General features: G+C 59.8%; 11 protein-coding genes. 7 read left to right on the top strand and 4 right to left on the bottom strand.

Features of this window, described 5'->3' with window-relative positions:
• Window positions 1–597: 597 nt before the first annotated feature.
• Both VE26_RS01660 and VE26_RS01655 read right to left on the bottom strand, forming a co-directional pair.
• Window positions 598–948: a hypothetical protein gene (locus VE26_RS01660; protein ID WP_046103493.1), complete on the bottom strand. Its 351-nt coding sequence runs from the start codon at window positions 946–948 to the stop codon at window positions 598–600.
• Between the two features lie 16 nt (window positions 949–964).
• A complete protein-coding gene (locus VE26_RS01655; RefSeq protein ID WP_046103492.1) occupies window positions 965–1,930 on the bottom strand; it encodes a hypothetical protein in 966 nt (321 codons plus the stop codon).
• 397 nt (window positions 1,931–2,327) lie between these two features.
• On the opposite strand from VE26_RS01655, the gene VE26_RS01650 reads away from it, so the two are divergent.
• The 7 genes from VE26_RS01650 (at window position 2,328) to VE26_RS01615 (ending at window position 15,108) form a co-directional block, all read left to right on the top strand.
• Window positions 2,328–4,301, top strand: coding sequence for an AAA family ATPase (locus VE26_RS01650; protein WP_052715595.1), 1,974 nt, complete (start codon window positions 2,328–2,330; stop codon window positions 4,299–4,301).
• Window positions 4,294–4,521, top strand: a complete 228-nt coding sequence (locus VE26_RS01645; RefSeq protein ID WP_046103491.1) for a hypothetical protein — start codon at window positions 4,294–4,296, stop codon at window positions 4,519–4,521. Before VE26_RS01650 ends, VE26_RS01645 begins: the two co-directional genes overlap by 8 nt.
• Window positions 4,522–4,960: 439 nt before the next feature.
• The gene (locus tag VE26_RS17710; protein ID WP_152658672.1) at window positions 4,961–5,662 is read left to right on the top strand and encodes a hypothetical protein; all 702 of its coding nucleotides are present in this window, start codon (window positions 4,961–4,963) and stop codon (window positions 5,660–5,662) included.
• Complete coding sequence (locus VE26_RS01630) at window positions 5,659–7,974, top strand: Mu transposase C-terminal domain-containing protein (protein WP_046103488.1); 2,316 nt, start codon at window positions 5,659–5,661, stop codon at window positions 7,972–7,974. Before VE26_RS17710 ends, VE26_RS01630 begins: the two co-directional genes overlap by 4 nt.
• On the top strand, window positions 7,961–9,031 hold the full coding sequence (locus tag VE26_RS01625; protein WP_046103487.1) for a TniB family NTP-binding protein: 1,071 nt from the start codon (window positions 7,961–7,963) through the stop codon (window positions 9,029–9,031). The genes VE26_RS01630 and VE26_RS01625 overlap by 14 nt, the downstream gene beginning before the upstream one ends.
• Complete coding sequence (locus VE26_RS01620) at window positions 9,028–11,055, top strand: TniQ family protein (protein WP_046103486.1); 2,028 nt, start codon at window positions 9,028–9,030, stop codon at window positions 11,053–11,055. Before VE26_RS01625 ends, VE26_RS01620 begins: the two co-directional genes overlap by 4 nt.
• Before the next feature lie 108 nt (window positions 11,056–11,163).
• Complete coding sequence (locus VE26_RS01615) at window positions 11,164–15,108, top strand: PIN domain-containing protein (RefSeq protein WP_046103485.1); 3,945 nt, start codon at window positions 11,164–11,166, stop codon at window positions 15,106–15,108.
• Here VE26_RS01615 and VE26_RS01610 read toward each other — a convergent pair.
• Window positions 15,079–15,660 carry a hypothetical protein gene (locus VE26_RS01610; protein ID WP_046103484.1) on the bottom strand — a complete coding sequence of 194 codons (582 nt, stop codon included), beginning with the start codon at window positions 15,658–15,660 and terminating at the stop codon, window positions 15,079–15,081. The two genes, VE26_RS01615 and VE26_RS01610, sit on opposite strands and share 30 nt — an antisense overlap.
• Before the next feature lie 162 nt (window positions 15,661–15,822).
• On the bottom strand, window positions 15,823–16,143 hold the full coding sequence (locus VE26_RS01605) for a hypothetical protein (RefSeq protein WP_046103483.1): 321 nt from the start codon (window positions 16,141–16,143) through the stop codon (window positions 15,823–15,825).
• Window positions 16,144–16,320 lie beyond the last annotated feature (177 nt).

Here is a 16,320-nt window from a genome sequence, read left to right as displayed (position 1 = left end):
GATTTACATGTATATGATACCGATGGATTGAATTTGCACCACTGTCAAAGATCGTCGATCTTCGTTCTGGTAGGGTCATATCGTGGAACTGATGCGCGCCGATCATCTGCGTCCGCGAGCGAATGTCTCGTCAGTAGTCTAGTCAAACTACCGGCTCTTATTGTCGTGCATCCCAAAGTTTTGAGCTTTGGCAGTTGCTGAGCCGTTCTCAAACGCATGGTCGTTGACGACTCAGTCGTAAGCCGCCCATTTGGTCGCATGGGTCGACCGAAACTCTTCACCGAACGAATACAGCTGCCGCTTGCCGATGGCACCACTGCACGAATTGATGCCGTGCTGTCAGAGGGCGAGTATCGCCTAGATTTTGTTAGAACTGCTATTGAAGCCGAGATTGCAAAGCGATCGGCTAGGATCGCCAAGAACCGTAGCGCTACTGGTTTTCGATCTGACCAATAGCAATCGGAGCTGTGCTTATCCGAGTAAGCGAAAGACCCGGCCACCGAAATGGCCGGGCAAGTTGGCCCTGATGGGCCGTGCAACAACACAGAAAGATGCGGTCTTCCCCGCCGCCAGCCTTCACCCCGACCCGGGAAGAGGTCATGCGCCGGCGAAGTAGTCGACGAGTTGCTGCGCCTCGCTTCGGTTGCGCGGGTAGAAGCGCATCAGCGGCTTGCCCTTGAGCTCGGGCACGTTGAGGTGGTGATTGCGGGGGCGTTCCGAAGGATAGAGCTCACGATCCACGGCGGGCGCCAGCGTTCCAGGCGACAACCGTGCCAGCGCCCAGATGGCGGACTTGCCGCCTGAGCCAAGGTCGAGCGCGATGACGTCACCCCGTCCGTTCACGAAGGTGGAGATGTACTTGGTGCCGCCGGCGCGGCGGTCCTGGTGCGGCGTCCAGCGCGGATCCCGCAGCATGCTGGCGTTGAGCGATTCGATGATGTTCGGCATGGGTCGGTCCTCAGGGTCAGATGCGGGCAGTGACGCCGCCGCAACGGGCCACGAGGTCGGTGTAGAATTCGGGGTCGACGCCGGCGGCCTCGGCAATGGCGGCGGCGTCTTCGGTGGTGGTGAGTTCGCCACGCGTCCAGCCGGCGATCAGTTCAACCGGCAGGCTGGATCGATCCGCCAGCATCTCGGTGGTGATGCGGTTGGTCCAGGCATAGATGCCGATCATCGCGCCGGTCTGCTCGGGGGTCTCAACGCGATCGGCGACCTGGTGCAGCCAATCACTGCTGAGCGGGCCCGGGTTAAAGTTGCGGCGTCCGGCGAGCCACTGAAGGGTGTCGAGCGGCTGCCCATAGACACCGGTGCTATCCTTACTCGGCATTGAGCGGATGGGCTTGTTGCCTGCGGGGCCGATGAAGTTGCGAACCGATGCGATGTTCATGCCGGCCATGGCCGCAATCTCGTAAGGCGCGAAGCCGATGCCGTGCTCGAGCTCGCCTGGGAAGGACTGCAGGAACTCGACGAGATTAGCCTTGGCCGATGCCGCCAAGTGAAGGCCGGGCAGCGGGAACTCCCCTCCCTTGTCGGCATGCTCAATGAAGCGGCTGGAATGTACACCCAGCTGGGTGGCATACTCGTCGTGCGGGATGGCTGACAGGAAGTAGGTCATCCAGTTGAGCGTGTCGCTCTGCAGATCGCCGACGTCGAGCTGATCAAGCGGAGTGCGATCGTTGACGAAGTCGAAGCAGAGGCGAGCAACCTGGTGGAAGTGCGTGGTGGTGACGTCGAAGTCGAGCACGTCCTCGATCTCGTCGGCCTGGGCCATCGCCGGCTCGTCCTCCCTCAGGCCGGCTCCAAGTGCCGCCTTGCCGAATGCCTTGGCTGGCTTGCTGCGGTCTCCGATCAGGGACTGTGCCGCCACCGTGATCAGGAAGACGCCCAGCTTCAGGTCGCGCTCAATCTCGTCCCAACTCGATATCTGCATTCTACTGCCTCTATTTGTGATGTTGGAGGTATCATAATCTCATCGGCATCCGCAACGAAAGAATGATGTTGACAGTATCATATTTTGGCGTTTACCACGTTTGGAGTGATCTGTGATCTCGCTTGACAGACTGTCAAAGGGTTCACTATTCGTTCACACCTGAACCGAGGAAGTCGCCATGTCGCTCTCTGCGCACATCGCCGATTTGAGCCCCTGCCGCAGCATTGCCGCTGGCCGGCTCCCTCGCGCGTTCGCCGTTTCCGCATCGATATGTGGCCAGGACATACGGCGCTCCTAAGCGCCTTCATCCAAACCTGAGACAGCAGCCCCAAGGGCTTGAAGGCCAGCAACCACCGAGTGCTCGAACGCGCTCGTCTGCCGGCAGCGGAGACCATCAATGGACAACGACAGCACTTATGACGCCGCTTGGGACGCCGTCATCATCGAGGACAAGGGCAGGATCAAGCCTCCGAAGCGCAAGCCGATTGGCAAGGAACACCTCATCGACGCGCACATTGCACTTCCGAAATTGATGCTGGAGAGCGCGCTCAGCAAATCGGAGCGCAACGAGATCAGCGATCACGACGCTTATTCCCTTGTCGTGCAGGTGCCCGGCGCGGATTACGTCAAACCGATTTATGCGGCGGTGAAAAACCTTGCCGATTGGGACGATGGCGTCGCTCCCACCGAAGCGGCACGCTTCAAAACGGGCGACAATGACGGAAACAAGTTGATGCGCCTGCTCGTCGAAGGCGGGCGTATCTTCGCGGTTACTCAGCAGGCGAGCTACCTCTCGCCTGCCCTGCTCACGACTGCCGATCGCACGGTGATGTTGCCGCCGCCTTCGCCGGAACTCCTGGCGAAAGTCATCAAGTTGGTCACGGGAAAGCTGCCGATCGACGTGCCGGCGCGACTGGGTGCTGGCCTGACCTTCGACGAGATCACGTCCTGCATGCGTCGCGGCTCCACCGCCGCCGAATGCGTTCATCGCTTGAAGGGTGCCATGGAAGCCAAGCTCGGTTCGGTCGCATCGGACGTTCCAAGCCTGGAAGAGCTCCACGGCTATGGCAAGGCCATGGAGTGGGCTAAGAATCTAGTCAACGACCTCGGCCAATGGCGCCGTGGTGAAATTCCATGGTCGTCCCTTTCCGCCGCCGTCGTTTTGACCAGTGCTCCTGGGCTCGGCAAGACATCGATGATGCGCTCCCTGGCGAAGTCCGCTGGTGTGCCGTTGATCGCCACTTCGGTCGGCGGATGGTTTGCCGAGGCCAGCGGTTATCTCGACGCTATCGTCAAGCGCGTGGACACTATCTTTGCGGAAGCGCGTGCCCAGGCACCTTGCATCCTGTTCCTTGACGAGATCGACGCCCTGCCCTCGCGTCAAAACCTCGATTCTCGCAACGCGGATTACTGGAACGTGCTGATTGCGCGGATCCTGACCCTCCTCGATGGCGCCGTGGCCGGTCAGACCGAAGGCATCATCCTGGTGGGAGCTACCAACCACAGTGCTCGACTTGATCCTGCTTTAGTACGTCCCGGCCGCTTCGGTACGATTGTCAACATCGATCCTCCCAACGAAGCTGATCTCGCTGGCATTCTTCGTCAGCACTTGCGCCAGGACCTCGCTGGACAGGACCTGACGGGGGCGGCTCGTCTCGCTCTTGGCTCAAGCGGCGCCATGGTCGTTGACTACGTCAAGAACGCACGCCGTTCCGCGCGGCAGCAGAAGCGTCCCATGCAGATGCGCGACTTGGTCAATGCCATTGCGCCGCCGGAGGAACGCGATGCCGGGCTCGTTGAAAGAATTGCTACTCACGAAGCCGGCCATGCTGTGCTCTCTCATGTGCTTGGACTTGGCGAGGTAGCAGCGATTAGCATCGTGCAGCGTGGCAACACCGGCGGCTACGTCATGACGGAGTTCAGCAACTACTCGCCGCGTCGCCAGGACATTGAGAAGATTGTCCTGAGAACCCTTGCCGGTCGTGCTGCCGAGGAGGTCATTCTCGGCGATCCCAGCATGGGCGCAGGTGGCAGCGATGACAGCGACCTGGCCGTGGCCACGCGCTACGTCGGCATGCTCCACGTCAGTGGTGGCCTTGGAGAGCGCTTCCTCTATCAAGGCGGAACCTCGGAACTGCCACACGTGCTGGCCATCAACCCGCGCTTGGCAGCGGCCGTGGAGGCAGAACTGCGTCAGCTCTATGCACGGACGATGCATTTGGTCCGCCAGCATGCCGACAGGATCGTGGCCGTGGCCGAAGAACTCATGGCGCACCGCCAGCTCAATGGAGCGCAGTTCCTGGCTGCAATTACCAGTATCAAGGCGCCACGAGAATGGCCGGCCGCTTCGGAGGGCGCGCAGAATGGATGATCTTCTGATCCGCGTGCTGACGCGCCTCGTGCGCGTTCACGACGAGCTAGGCGAGGAGAGCTTCGAGCATGCGGCCAACCGCGCGCTCGTCTCGATCGCCCGCTCGGTCCAGCTCGATGCCGAGCGCCAGGTCCGCCTCGAACGTCCTGCATTCGATGAAGGCGTGATCCCGTTCCCGGATGGCGGCAACCGACAGAACTTCAACCTGCCGCGGCTGTAGGCAATTTGAATCAAACCGGAGCATCGCCGTTCATGGACGGCGATCGCTTCTGCTCTATGGAGACCGCATGAGCCAGATTCTCCTCATATCGCCCCTTGGCGCGCGGCAGGACCGCGGTGCAGCAGTGCACGCTTCGGGGCAGGATCTCGCCCGGGCGTAGCGCCGCCCTCACCCTTCCCAGCCGCACCCTTCAATCAGCCCACGGTCACCCGACCGCTGGGCCGCTACGTCCTTGCGTCGCAGGCTGCTGGCCTGCCCCGCACAACCATCAAGGTGAAAACAATGAACTCCGACCGTCAGGCACAGACCTTCCACGCCTCCATACCCGCAGAACGCTCTCGCTCGCGGACGCCATTCCTATGGCCAGCCGCACCCAGTGATCTGCGGCTCTCGTCCTATTCAGCAACAGGGCCGCCATCCAACCCGATGGAGCTCGCTCATGCCTACAGCCGTTTCAAAGCCGCGCGTTGTGCGCGCGAACACCCCCAGCGACAATGGCCGACATCAGCCTTTTGGCGGCCGGGGCAGTCGCGCATCCCATCAAGGTTGGTTCTACTCCTCGAAGCTTCGCCAAAACGTAGCCTATGAGGGTCTCGATTCCTTCCACTTCCTCTGCTTGGCGGAAGTCCATCCATCGGTTGCCTACGTCTCGAAGGAGGCCGAACCTCTTCCTTGGTTCGATGGCTTCGCGCGGAGGAATTACCAGCCGAGATACGCCCTTGCCTTGCGTGGACATAGATCTGAGGCGCATCGCATCGTGGACATCGAGGTGCTTACGAGCCTGCAGAAGGCTGCCTCCCATCATCGTTTGCGACGCTTGAAAAACGAGGCACGAGAAGCCGGGCGTCACCTGCTGATCTTCACCGAGAGGACGATCAACATCGAACCTCGGCTGACCAACGCCAAGCTCATCGTTCATCAAGCCGGAGAGGGTTTGGTAACCGAAGAAGAACGAAGTCTTGTCGCCCAGATCGCAGACGGCACCAAGCAGTTCACCCTTAACGAAATTGTCGGCACTGCAGTGCTTACCTATCCTCGCGCCTACGCCACCGTCCTGAACATGGTGGCGACAGGCGAGCTGCAGTTCTCCCTCGGACGATTGTTCGATGGAGACACCATTCTCTGGCGGAACGTCCGATGAATTACATGGGCAACCAGCCTTCGCAGCGTGAGGAGGATGACAACGACGTCTACCTCCGCACCGGCGACGCGATCGAGCTGCACGGCAAACGCCTCATTTGCGAAGGCGGCTCTCGCAAGCCAGTCGGCTTCATCTTCTCGGACCCGGACGCGCCGGACGCCCTGCACAAGATCTCCAGCGCCGACATCAAGGCCTGGTGGCAGGCCGAAAAACTGTTCTTCGTCTCCCGTGACGAGTTCGGTCTTCCTATCGGCATCCAGCAGTCGCTGCGCAGGTCGCTGAGGGCGTTCAACGCTTCCGAACGACGCGAGATGCTGCGGCGCCTTCGCTACTGCAAGGCCATCGATGATCTTGGTCCGGAATTCAGCCGCTCACAGGCAAGATTGCAGCCCGTTTGCGACTCCGTTGCGGCAGCTCATTCCGACACCGGATCGCATTCCTGGAGCACTGTCTACCGCTGGTGGAAGGATTGGGCTCGAGCTGGCCGCGACATTCGCGCTCTCAATCCATCCTCTCGTCGGAAGGGCAACAGAACCGACCGGCTTGCCGAGTACATGAAGACGGCGATCGAGAAAGGCAAGACGCGGTGGCTCCAACTCGACAGGCCAACCAAGGCAACTGCCTACAAGGTGGCGGTTGCGCACTGCGTCAAGTATCTCGGAGGGCGAGATGCTGTGGAGGCCTTGCTGGAGGAGGATCCAGAGGCCCAGCTTTGGCCTACCTACAGAACGTTCTGCACGGCCTGCAGCAACGTCAACCGAGCAGAGCGCCTGCTGAGGCGGCACGGGAAGGCTGTCACGCGCCAGGAGATGTACCCGGTCGGCACAGGGCCCGAACCAACGTTCCCCTTCGAGCGAGTGGAAGCGGATTTCAAGTATCTGAGATTGATGGTGGTCGATGACAAAACCGGGCTTCCCCTCGGCACGCCGTACCTAATGGCAGCCATCGACTGCTACTCCGGGGTCATTGCTGGCTTCGACATCGGTTTCGATCCGCCATCGTACGTGGCGGCGGCGCGATGCTTGAAGCACGTCATCGAGATGAAGGACCTGGACTGGGTCCCTGATGACGAGGACGGTCGAAGGGTGGTTCGCAACGACTACCCGGTCAACGGGGTGCCCTTCCAATTCTTCATCGACAACGATGCCGCTTTCCATGCTCGCTCCTTCGAGGAGTCCGCGAAGGCACTTGGCTGCAACGTGGACTACATCCCGCCCGGCGAGCCTTGGAAGAAGGGCAAGATCGAACGCTTCTGGGGAACGGTGCAGACTTCGTTTCTGGACATGTTTCCCGGCAAGGTTCTTCGCATGGGCGACAACGTCCGCGATTACGATCCGGAGAAGGATGCCGCTCTCACCTTGTCCGCGATGAAGCTGATCGTGACAAAGGCCATCGTCGATATCCATCATCAGGATTTTGAGCCTCACACGGATCAGTTGCGGATCAACCTTTGGAGAGAGGGCGTGGCGATCCGTCCACCGCGCCTCGTGCGGCAGCACTCCAGCCTCATCGAACTGGTCGGCGCCTATGAGGAGCGACTCGCAGAGCGACGCGGCATCGCGTTGTTCGGGCTCCGGTACAACTCGCCGGAATTGGCGCTGTATCGTTCGGGATTCGACAAGGACCCGCGCGTCGTCATTCGGTACGACCCTCAGGACATCGGGCATGTGTGGATCGTTGACGACGATCGCGGCATCAGTTTCTCGGTTCCGTGCACCAGGTTCGACTATGCCGAGGGCTTGTCTAAGCATCAGCACTACGTCATCCGCCGACATGCCTCGCGAAACGTGCCTGGCGGCCGTCGCCTGCACTTCAAACACCTCTTGCTGGCCAAGGTCGAGCTGTTCGAGTTGGGTGAGAAGCTGATCGGATCACGCAAGAACAAGCGAGCCAACCTGGCGGTGGCCCGTTATCTCGGCAAGGGCAAGAACATTATCGAGGACCTGCGCAAAGCCATCGTTGATCAGAACGAGGACGGTCACCTCGACCTCACTCTTCATGACGAGGAGGATGAGGACGCAGCCAAGCAAGATGAGGCAGCGACCGACGCCCTGATCGAAGAAAGAAAGCGGCGCAAGAAGCGCAACACTGGCAGGCAGCACACTGAGAATCCCTTTCCATCGAAAGCGGACGAGCAGGTCTCCGTTGCCGAGTCCGACGATGAAAAGGGCGAGGAACAAGGCTCCAGCGTTCCAGAAGAGGAGCCGAAATCAGCTACTGGCAAACCCGAGGAACCTGTTCAGGCGGTGCCTGCCAGTCGCCGAGGGCGGCGCGAGAGAAGACCACTGAGGTTCATCAATGCTGAATCTTGAGCTGCTGAAGAATATCGATGGCATGTATCCCGATGACATCGCGAAGATCCTGACGACGCAGGACCCTGAAAAGAAGCGCATCCTCACGGTCATCGGCACGAAGGTGATCGAATATTCCCAGTACAACGAAGCCTGGGACTGGCTGGAGGACGTGTTGAACGAGGCGGGCACGGGCATGGAGGCGACGGCAGGGCTGCTGTATGGACCGTCCGGTGTTGGCAAGACCACCGTCCTGCGTCAGTTCGTCGGTCATTATGGCGGGCCGTTCAAGACGCCGAGCGGGATCAAGCGACCCGTGGTCCGCGTATCGACGCCGGCGAACCCTACCCTGCCCAACATGCTGAAGGCCATGGTTCTGGCGCTCGGCGCGGAAGAGGCCAGCAGTGACAACGTCACGGACCTGAAGTCGGTGCTTCTTCGGCAGATGTCGCAACAACAAGTCAAACTGCTGATCTTCGATGAGTTCACCCACGTGGTGGAGGACAGGACCGAGCGGTTCGCCAGCAAGGCGGTCCGCGGTCTCAAGGAATTGCTGGGGGAGAATATCTGTCAATGCGTGTTCGCCGGCACCGAGCAGCTCGCAAGCCTGCACGACATCTACAAGCAGTTCCGGCGCCGGAGCGGCGGTGATCTCCCCATGCTTCCGTTCGACTGGAACGATGCCGGCGACAAAAAGGAATGGACCGAGATCATGGAGGGTCTTCAGGGCGAACTTCCGCTCCCCTGCGCCTCCCCCTTGGGTGATGCCGCTATGGCCAAGAAGATGCATCTCGCCACGGACGGATTGCTCGACCACGTCATGAAGCTGCTCTTCCGAGCGACTTCCTACGCCTATGACGATGGGAAGGAGGCAGTTGACGATCCAAGCTTGTCGTCCGCATTCGAGGTTCTTCGTCGTGGTGATAGGAGGCGAGCCAATCCATTCGGTCCAAGTTCTCGGCGTCGGCGCGAGCTCACCTTTCGGAAAGATGTGGCCGCCACCGACGTCCACCCCCACGCAGATGATGTCACCAACCTGCGTTCGGCCAAGCAGAAGTTGCCGGACTTCGCCAAATGACCGGGGTCGACACGACATCAAGACGGCCCTTTCCCCTACAGGTGGCTCATCAAGCCGATGAGCCGGCGCACGCGCTTCTGTTGCGGACTGTCGCCCATAATGGCTCATCCAGCTTCCGTCGAGTGCTGCGCAACTGTGGCGTGCCGTCGAACCACTCGGTAGCGAAGGCCGACCTGATGCTAGTGGCTCACCTTTGCGGAGCCGATGAGGAGATGCTTCGGCATGCGACGGCACAGCGGCTCGATGAAGGCGTCGAACTACTGGGGCAATGGCTGCGATCCGAGTACTTCAGCGAGATGTGGCGGCGTTGGTGTCCGGCTTGTCTTGCCGAGGAACCATATCACCGGGTGTGGTGGGATGTGACCACCGTGACCGCTTGCCCGTTCCATGGTGTCGAGCTCGTCAATCGATGCGGTTGCGACAAGCCATTGCGCCATGGCGAGCACGCCATGACCCATTGCCGATTGACGCACGACCTTCGAGAGGTCGAAGCATGCTCCGTGTCGGCTGTGGATGCCGAGGTGGACAGCTACGTCGTGCACCGGCTGCTGGGCACCGGTCAGCACCCTCATCCTCTGCTCGACAGCACGAGTCTGGGCAAGGCCCTGCATGTTATGGAGCGCCTTGGACGCAGCCTCCTTGCCGAGACGATGACCGTCGACCAGGCTCGTAGAGCGTTCGGCATCGGGCAACTGCTGCGGGCCGGATACCGTGCGCTTGCCGAATTTCCAGTCAACCTGGACCAATTGCTGGACGAACTGGTGAGCAGGCGCACGGAAGCCGATAGAACCAGCACGATTCGAACCTATGGAAGCCTGCTGCGCTGGCTGAGAAACGAGCCTGGCATCCGCTCGGACTGCCCGTTGGCATCTGCCATTAGGCAGGAGATCGATCGCCATGCCGAAAAGAATTTCATCGTCCCTCATCGCATCGTTGTTGATGGTGCGCCGGCGGTGGGAGTGCCAATGGGCGTCATCGCCTCGCAACTCGGAATGAACGTCGAGTTGTCGATGCGGCTTGCGAAGACGCTCGATTATCCTGTCGCATCGGATCATCCCATCGGCAACATGATGCCGCCGGCCGTTGTGGGACCCTACCTTGAGCGCGTGCGCAGCCTTGAGACCATGGATGCGGTGATGCAAATCCTTGGCGTTCGTCGGCAGATCGCCATCGAACTGGCCGACCTGGGTCACCTCGCCTACGTGTGCCGCCCATTCGACAGGAATAAGCCAGCGAAGGGCAAGCGAGGCGACAAGCGCGATCGGCGGCTTCGCGATGCGCAGTGGAACAACTGGTACTTCGAGCCCGGAACGGCAAGCGCGTTCCTTGACGGTCTTCGCTCCTTGGTGAGGCCTGACGTGTCGGTCGCGCCGGAGGATCTGGTCAACATGTACTGGCCAACGAAGATGTTCGCGACGCGGGCCGAGGTGCTGCGGTTAGTGCTGGACGGCACGCTGCCTCTCAGGGCTATCGATCAGCAAGCATCCGGCATGTCGGGACTGATGGTGTCTCGAAGCGAGGCCCAGCGCATCATGAAGCTGGAGAGGCGTGACGGATACCCGTTGCGGGAAGCCGCGCCGATGATGGGCATGAACTACAACCAGCTTCGCAGCTGCATCTCCAACGAACTGGTAGTGCCTGTCGGCGAAGGTACGAACCTTTCGATCACGCAGGCCATGATCGACGCGTTCAAGGCGACTTACATCCGTACCGCCGAACTCTCGTCGATGCTGGGGGTGAAGGGCCCAAGGGTAGTCATTCGCCACCTTAGCGAGAACGGCGTCGATCCGATTGAGACGACGGGCGAGATCGCTCTTACGCTGTATCGTCGCGAGGAAGCCGTGCGGGCCGCGCTCCGATCGCCCAGGCCAAAGGTCTTCAAGAACAGCACCGAGCGCTTGCGGCACCAAAACGCTTTGGGGCTGCCTTTGGCCCCCAGCTTCAAGCATCATGCAATTCGACCGGATTGGAACAAGAGGTCGAAAGATCGCTCTGGGAGAGTTCGGACTACCGATTGCAAATAATAAGACCTCAGTCGGCTGATTGGTCAAAACCGCGCCGCTCTTTACTTATGCTTCTTGCGCTCGCACCTTCTTGGTGGCGGCAGATTCGTGCCGAAGTTGGCATAGGTCATGGCTGCGTCTGCATACTCACAAGTACAGGTTCCTAAGCCTAAGAACTGGCAGGATTTCGAACAGGGCTCCAGCATCCTGTGGCGAAAGGTTCTGAAGGACGACTCATTGAACCGCTTTGGCAGAGGAGGCCAAGAGCAGCACGGCATGGACATGTTCGGATACCGCGACGCGGATCCCAGCAAAATCGTCGGTGTTCAATGTAAGTGCAATGGTCATCACAAGATGCCGACCGAGGAGGAGTTCCGAAGGGACTTCGAGAAGGCTCTGAAGTGGGAGCCGAAGCTTTCAGAATACTTCTTTACCTACACTGCCGATGATGACGGTCCGCTCCAGACCTTTGCGGCCAAGCTGACCGAAGAGCAGCGCATGCTCGGGCGGAGAATCATCGTTCGTGCATGGGGATGGGGGACAATTGAGCAGCGGCTTGCGGAGCATGAATGCGCCGACGCTTTCGATCCAAACCACAGTGCAGTGTCCAAGCGACAGGACCTGCAAAATCAGGAGATTTTGGCCACCCTAGGTTCGATTCAGGCCACCCTGTCGCAAACCGCGATCATTTCAACTGACGCCACGACCGGCGCTGCCAACGCAGCAGACGCCCAACTCGACCTCGAGATCGATCGCTATAGGGACCTCATGATCTCGGGTCACCCGAAGTCGGCTCTCAAGCTTTTGGAAGTGTTAAAATCTTCGCTGACCGAAGCCAACTCGGGGCACGTATGGTTCCGCGTCAAAGCCAACATCGGCCATTGCTACCTCCACATGGGCGACGAGCAAAAGGCGTCGGATCTTCTGGCGGATGCGGTGACACACGCGCCGGATGATCCCAAAGCATGTGCCAATAAGGTTCTGTCCCTAATCCTGGATTCTAAAAATCAGGAAGCGCTTGATCTCGCCCTGCAGGAATTGGGCAAGGACGGCACCAGCGAAACGCTTGCAGCATATGCCGTCCAGGCAGCTGGAAACCTCGACTTGGAAGACCCACTCTCGCTTATACCCGAGAGACTGAGGGAGACGCCGGATGTGCAGCAATTCCATCTGGCCAATATGCGCGCCCAGGGCGGACTGGATTGGGTTGAGGTAGCACGCGCTGCGGCAGAACGATGGCCAGGTGAGGAGACGTTCCGTCGGAACTTGGCTGAAGGTGAGATCGAGACCATCGTGACGGGGCAGCATTCCCGCACTTGGCGCCTTGACCCGAGCGAAAAGGAGACTGTGAGAAGGGCGACCGATGAGCTCATCGCCTTGTGGAACCAGGCGAGGCAACAGGAAGTGCCGGAACGGCAAGACAACCTGGCGCTCTGCGTCAATGCTGTTGTCGGACTGCTTCTGCTTGCTGACCACCAACGGGCAAAAGAGATCATTGAGCAAGGGCTGGCAGCAGCCGGCAACGATCCTGACGTGTTGATCCGAGCCGCCGCGGTTGCTGTCGAAACCGGAGATCGAGCATACGCCAAGTCTCTCGTGCCTCGCCTTCCGCAGGAGGGCCCTGGGTTGCTTCTTCGGGTCCAAATTTCGGCAAGAGAAGCTGACTGGAAGTACCTGGCATCTCTCTACGGGCTCGGTTCGCTGGACACTGTTCCGGAACCAGAGGTCGCGACCGTGAAGGCGATGGTCGACAGCGCTCATGCCAGGGTTTTGGCGAAGCGCGATCCTGCAGGTGCGGAGAAGTTCTTGATCGCTCGGATCGGCGACAACGTAGGTGCGGCACGGCCATCCGTGCTCTTGGGGCAGATGGCCGATGATCTAGGCCTTGAGAAGGTGGCAAGAGCCGCTTACGACCAGGCCGTTGCAGCGATTACCCCCGAAAGCCACATAGCCAGTCGTCAAATGGTGGCGAACTATGCGAGCCGTAGGCGCGATCACTCGACAGTCATAACGCTGCTCGATGGTTTCGTCGACTTGACGGTCCCATCCGATGAGCTCGACGAGCTTTCGGCGGCCTTCGCTTATCAGTATCCACCCAAGGCTCGCGGTCTTGGCTTCTTCAAAGAGCTTCCCGAGGAAATCCGCCAGACCGAACGCATGGCGGTTCTGGAAGGCATCCTGCACATCCATCGTCAGGACATCCCTTCGGCAGAGGAACGCTTCAGAACCGCAGTGCAACTCGCTCCGAGCAAACTGCATCCCCTGCTGATGCTCGCGCAGGTACTGCTTCGTCAAAAGAAGAAGCCTGAAGTGATGCAGTTGGTCGCCCTACTTGACCCTAGCCAGATGACCGGCACTCCGCTCGAGCACATGCAGTTGGCGCAACTGCTTGGCATGGCCGGGCGCTACGATGACGCCTTCGAACATGGGTATCAGGTGCTTGAGGACAACAAGAACGATCCCAGCGTGAACCTGAAGTGGTTAGGCCTGGGTTTGACCCACATGCCCTACCTTGCTCGCTTGAGCGATGCCTCGGTCGACGTAGGCATGTGGACTCGTCTGGTGTCCAATGATGGACAGGTCAACGAATTTACGATCGTAGACGGTCCGAACCGCCCTGCAGATGGACGTTATGCAAAGGATCATTCCTTGGCAGGGGCGGCCATTGGGCACCGCGCCGGCGAGACGTTCACCCTAACGGACGGGATCGGGCGAGAGCGAGAATGGACCGTCGAGCAGGTCCGTCACCGATACCATCATGCCTACGAGGACACTGCCGAGCACTTCAACGATCGTTTCCCGAAGGAGGACGGCTTCTGGGTCATCAGAACGCAGGACAACGATATCCAACCGCTGCTCGATATGGTTCGACGTCAGGGTGAGAGAGCAGAGAACATTCTCGGCCTCTACAATGACAATGCAGTTCCGCTTTCCTTCATCGTGGAAATCGCAGGTGGTAGCGTAATCACCTTCGCCGAGACATTGAGGGTGCAAGGTATCGATATCGACACCTGCGAGAACACCGAACCCGAGCGATGGCGCGCGATGGCCATGATCCGCGCGTTCAAGGGACGCGGTGCGGTGCTCGATACTCTCACCCACTGGACGTTGGTTGGGCTGGATGCCGTCGATGTGTTTCAATCGGTATTTGGCCGACTGCTGGTGGCACGCTCCACACAAGACGATGTGCAGCAGCTTTCGGATGATGGGGAGCGGTTCGAAGGTACTGAGCGGGGCGGGACGGCATTTTTCCACAAGGGCCAGTTCCATTTCGACGAGATGACACCAGAGCGGGAACTCGCTCGAGCAGAGGCATTGGAGAAACGCGAAGCGTCATTCGCCTCCGACTTCGAAGTCATGCCAGTGCACGCACCTGACGATCTCGATACGGACCTGGTCGACCACGTCAACCGAGGAGCGTTGGATCCGATATTCCTGGCGAAGGAGCACGACATGCTTCTTGTCAGCGACGATCGGCGTTACCGTTTGGTCGGGAAGGCCATGGGTGTGGATGGAGCATGGCTGCAGGCAGTGTTCTACTTCGCTCGTCACAACGGCATGCTCTCGCCCGACCGATATGCGCAACTTACGGCTGATCTCGCTTCGCTTCGCCATCAGTCTATCGCATTCGAAGCAGGCGACGTGGAGCGGCTGGTGGCGCTCGTCACCCCGGAAACGAAGTATCGTATTCATGCTATGGCGAGCGGCCTGGGCACGAAGAACGCGGGCATGGCCAGTCACATCCGAGTGCTGCGTGAGACCATTGAGAGACTGTGGGAAGGTGGCCCCACCATCTACGGAAAACTTGCGACCGGGCTCCTGATCCAGAACGCGATCCGCCATCAGCCGAGGTATCGATCTATGGTGCTGAGCGTGGCCGAGGGCACGTTGTCGAGGTATATTGGCGGGGAGGAGTACTTCCGAAACTGGAAGATCGGTCACTTCCTCATCGACTCTAAGCCTGCCGACAGACTATCGGTCACCTCGGGTAAGCGTGCAAAGCCGAAGCGGAGGCGCGGCAAAGAACGCAAGCGGAGAGACTGGTTAGGGCACAATGGGCCGCCCAGGCCCTAGAGAGCCCGGGAATTGCCAACCCATATGGGTTACAACGTCGATGACGGTCGCAATAAGCTCGGACGTGTACTGTTGCACCCTGATCAGGTAGGCCACGTCGATCGGATCGGTGAAGATCTCCATCTTCTTATTGACGAAGAACGGGACCGATCTACCGTCTTGGTCCGGTGCACGCCAAGATCCGTGACATAGAACATTCCGCAGCTTGGCCAGCTCCCTCATGTCATCCAGCAGGTCTGATAGGTTCGAAATGGTAGAGTCTTCGTGCTTTCGAAGCGCCGCTCCAAAGTTGTCGATGAGACCTCCTAGCGGATCGTACAGCGCCCTTTCCAGCGTCGGCAGCCATTGAGCAAACGCCTCGTCGATCTCATCTGCAGGATATCGCCTGGTAGCAGTCAGCGCGAATATGGCTTTCCCCAAAACTTCCTCCAAGAAGCCCAGTGTGGCGACCGCTCTGCCCAGGGCCTCCCAGAACTTTGGCTCATGCAAATGAGTGGGGAACTGCGCCGGCACCGCGGAACGGTCGATGACATGAGCATGCGGAATCGTCATGATCGTGCTCGAAGCAAATTTGGACCCGAGTCATCTTATGATGCGCGCGTGTGCTCGGGGAGACGTTTTATGCTTCCGGCTGAATGAACATATGTTTCCCCGATTCCGCTCAGAGGCCCGGGAATCGCGAGTCGCTGTTGCAGGTTATGCTTCACTGCACATCTAGGCTTCCGGCGCGATCTGGGCACGGAGATCGGCGATGGTGCGGTGTGCCGCCTCGAGTTCGGCACGCAGCCGCGCAATCTCGGCATGAAGCGCTGCCTTATCGTCGCCCGCCTGTGAAAGACCCGATGGCTCCGTCTCGGGGGCGCCAGCCGACAGCAGCCGGGCATGAAGCGCCGCCAGATAGTCGACATCGTCGGCATGGGCTTGACCGGCGCGGGCTTCGGCCAGGATGCGCTCGAGATCGGCCCGCGTGTCCTCGTTCATGTCGCCGGTGGCGAGAAGCTCACTGACCAGGCGTTCGATTTCCGGCAGATTCATCTATGCTCTCTTGTGCTAGGGAAATGATCGGTGACTGACTTGCCTCAATCGCGGCCAAAGCACAACATCAGGGTGGCGCTGGCGCTGCCCGAGGCATCCCGCGCAGGCCGAGAATCCCCCCGCCTTGCCACGACTCCGCCACCATCTGGGTGTGGACAGCATGCCGCACCCCCTCCC

This window comes from Devosia chinhatensis (assembly GCF_000969445.1).
Taxonomy (GTDB): Bacteria; Pseudomonadota; Alphaproteobacteria; order Rhizobiales; family Devosiaceae; genus Devosia; species Devosia chinhatensis.
This window is presented reverse-complemented; position numbering and strand designations above follow the sequence as displayed.

Bases quoted from the DNA above. Each gene is read 5' to 3' on its own strand.
- VE26_RS01660 (WP_046103493.1), bottom strand. From the start codon at position 948: ATGCCGAACATCATCGAATCGCTCAACGCCAGCATGCTGCGGGATCCG.
- VE26_RS01655 (WP_046103492.1), bottom strand. From the start codon at position 1,930: ATGCAGATATCGAGTTGGGACGAGATTGAGCGCGACCTGAAGCTGGGC.
- VE26_RS01650 (WP_052715595.1), top strand. From the start codon at position 2,328: ATGGACAACGACAGCACTTATGACGCCGCTTGGGACGCCGTCATCATC.
- VE26_RS01645 (WP_046103491.1), top strand. From the start codon at position 4,294: ATGGATGATCTTCTGATCCGCGTGCTGACGCGCCTCGTGCGCGTTCAC.
- VE26_RS17710 (WP_152658672.1), top strand. From the start codon at position 4,961: ATGCCTACAGCCGTTTCAAAGCCGCGCGTTGTGCGCGCGAACACCCCC.
- VE26_RS01630 (WP_046103488.1), top strand. From the start codon at position 5,659: ATGAATTACATGGGCAACCAGCCTTCGCAGCGTGAGGAGGATGACAAC.
- VE26_RS01625 (WP_046103487.1), top strand. From the start codon at position 7,961: ATGCTGAATCTTGAGCTGCTGAAGAATATCGATGGCATGTATCCCGAT.
- VE26_RS01620 (WP_046103486.1), top strand. From the start codon at position 9,028: ATGACCGGGGTCGACACGACATCAAGACGGCCCTTTCCCCTACAGGTG.
- VE26_RS01615 (WP_046103485.1), top strand. From the start codon at position 11,164: ATGGCTGCGTCTGCATACTCACAAGTACAGGTTCCTAAGCCTAAGAAC.
- VE26_RS01610 (WP_046103484.1), bottom strand. From the start codon at position 15,660: ATGACGATTCCGCATGCTCATGTCATCGACCGTTCCGCGGTGCCGGCG.
- VE26_RS01605 (WP_046103483.1), bottom strand. From the start codon at position 16,143: ATGAATCTGCCGGAAATCGAACGCCTGGTCAGTGAGCTTCTCGCCACC.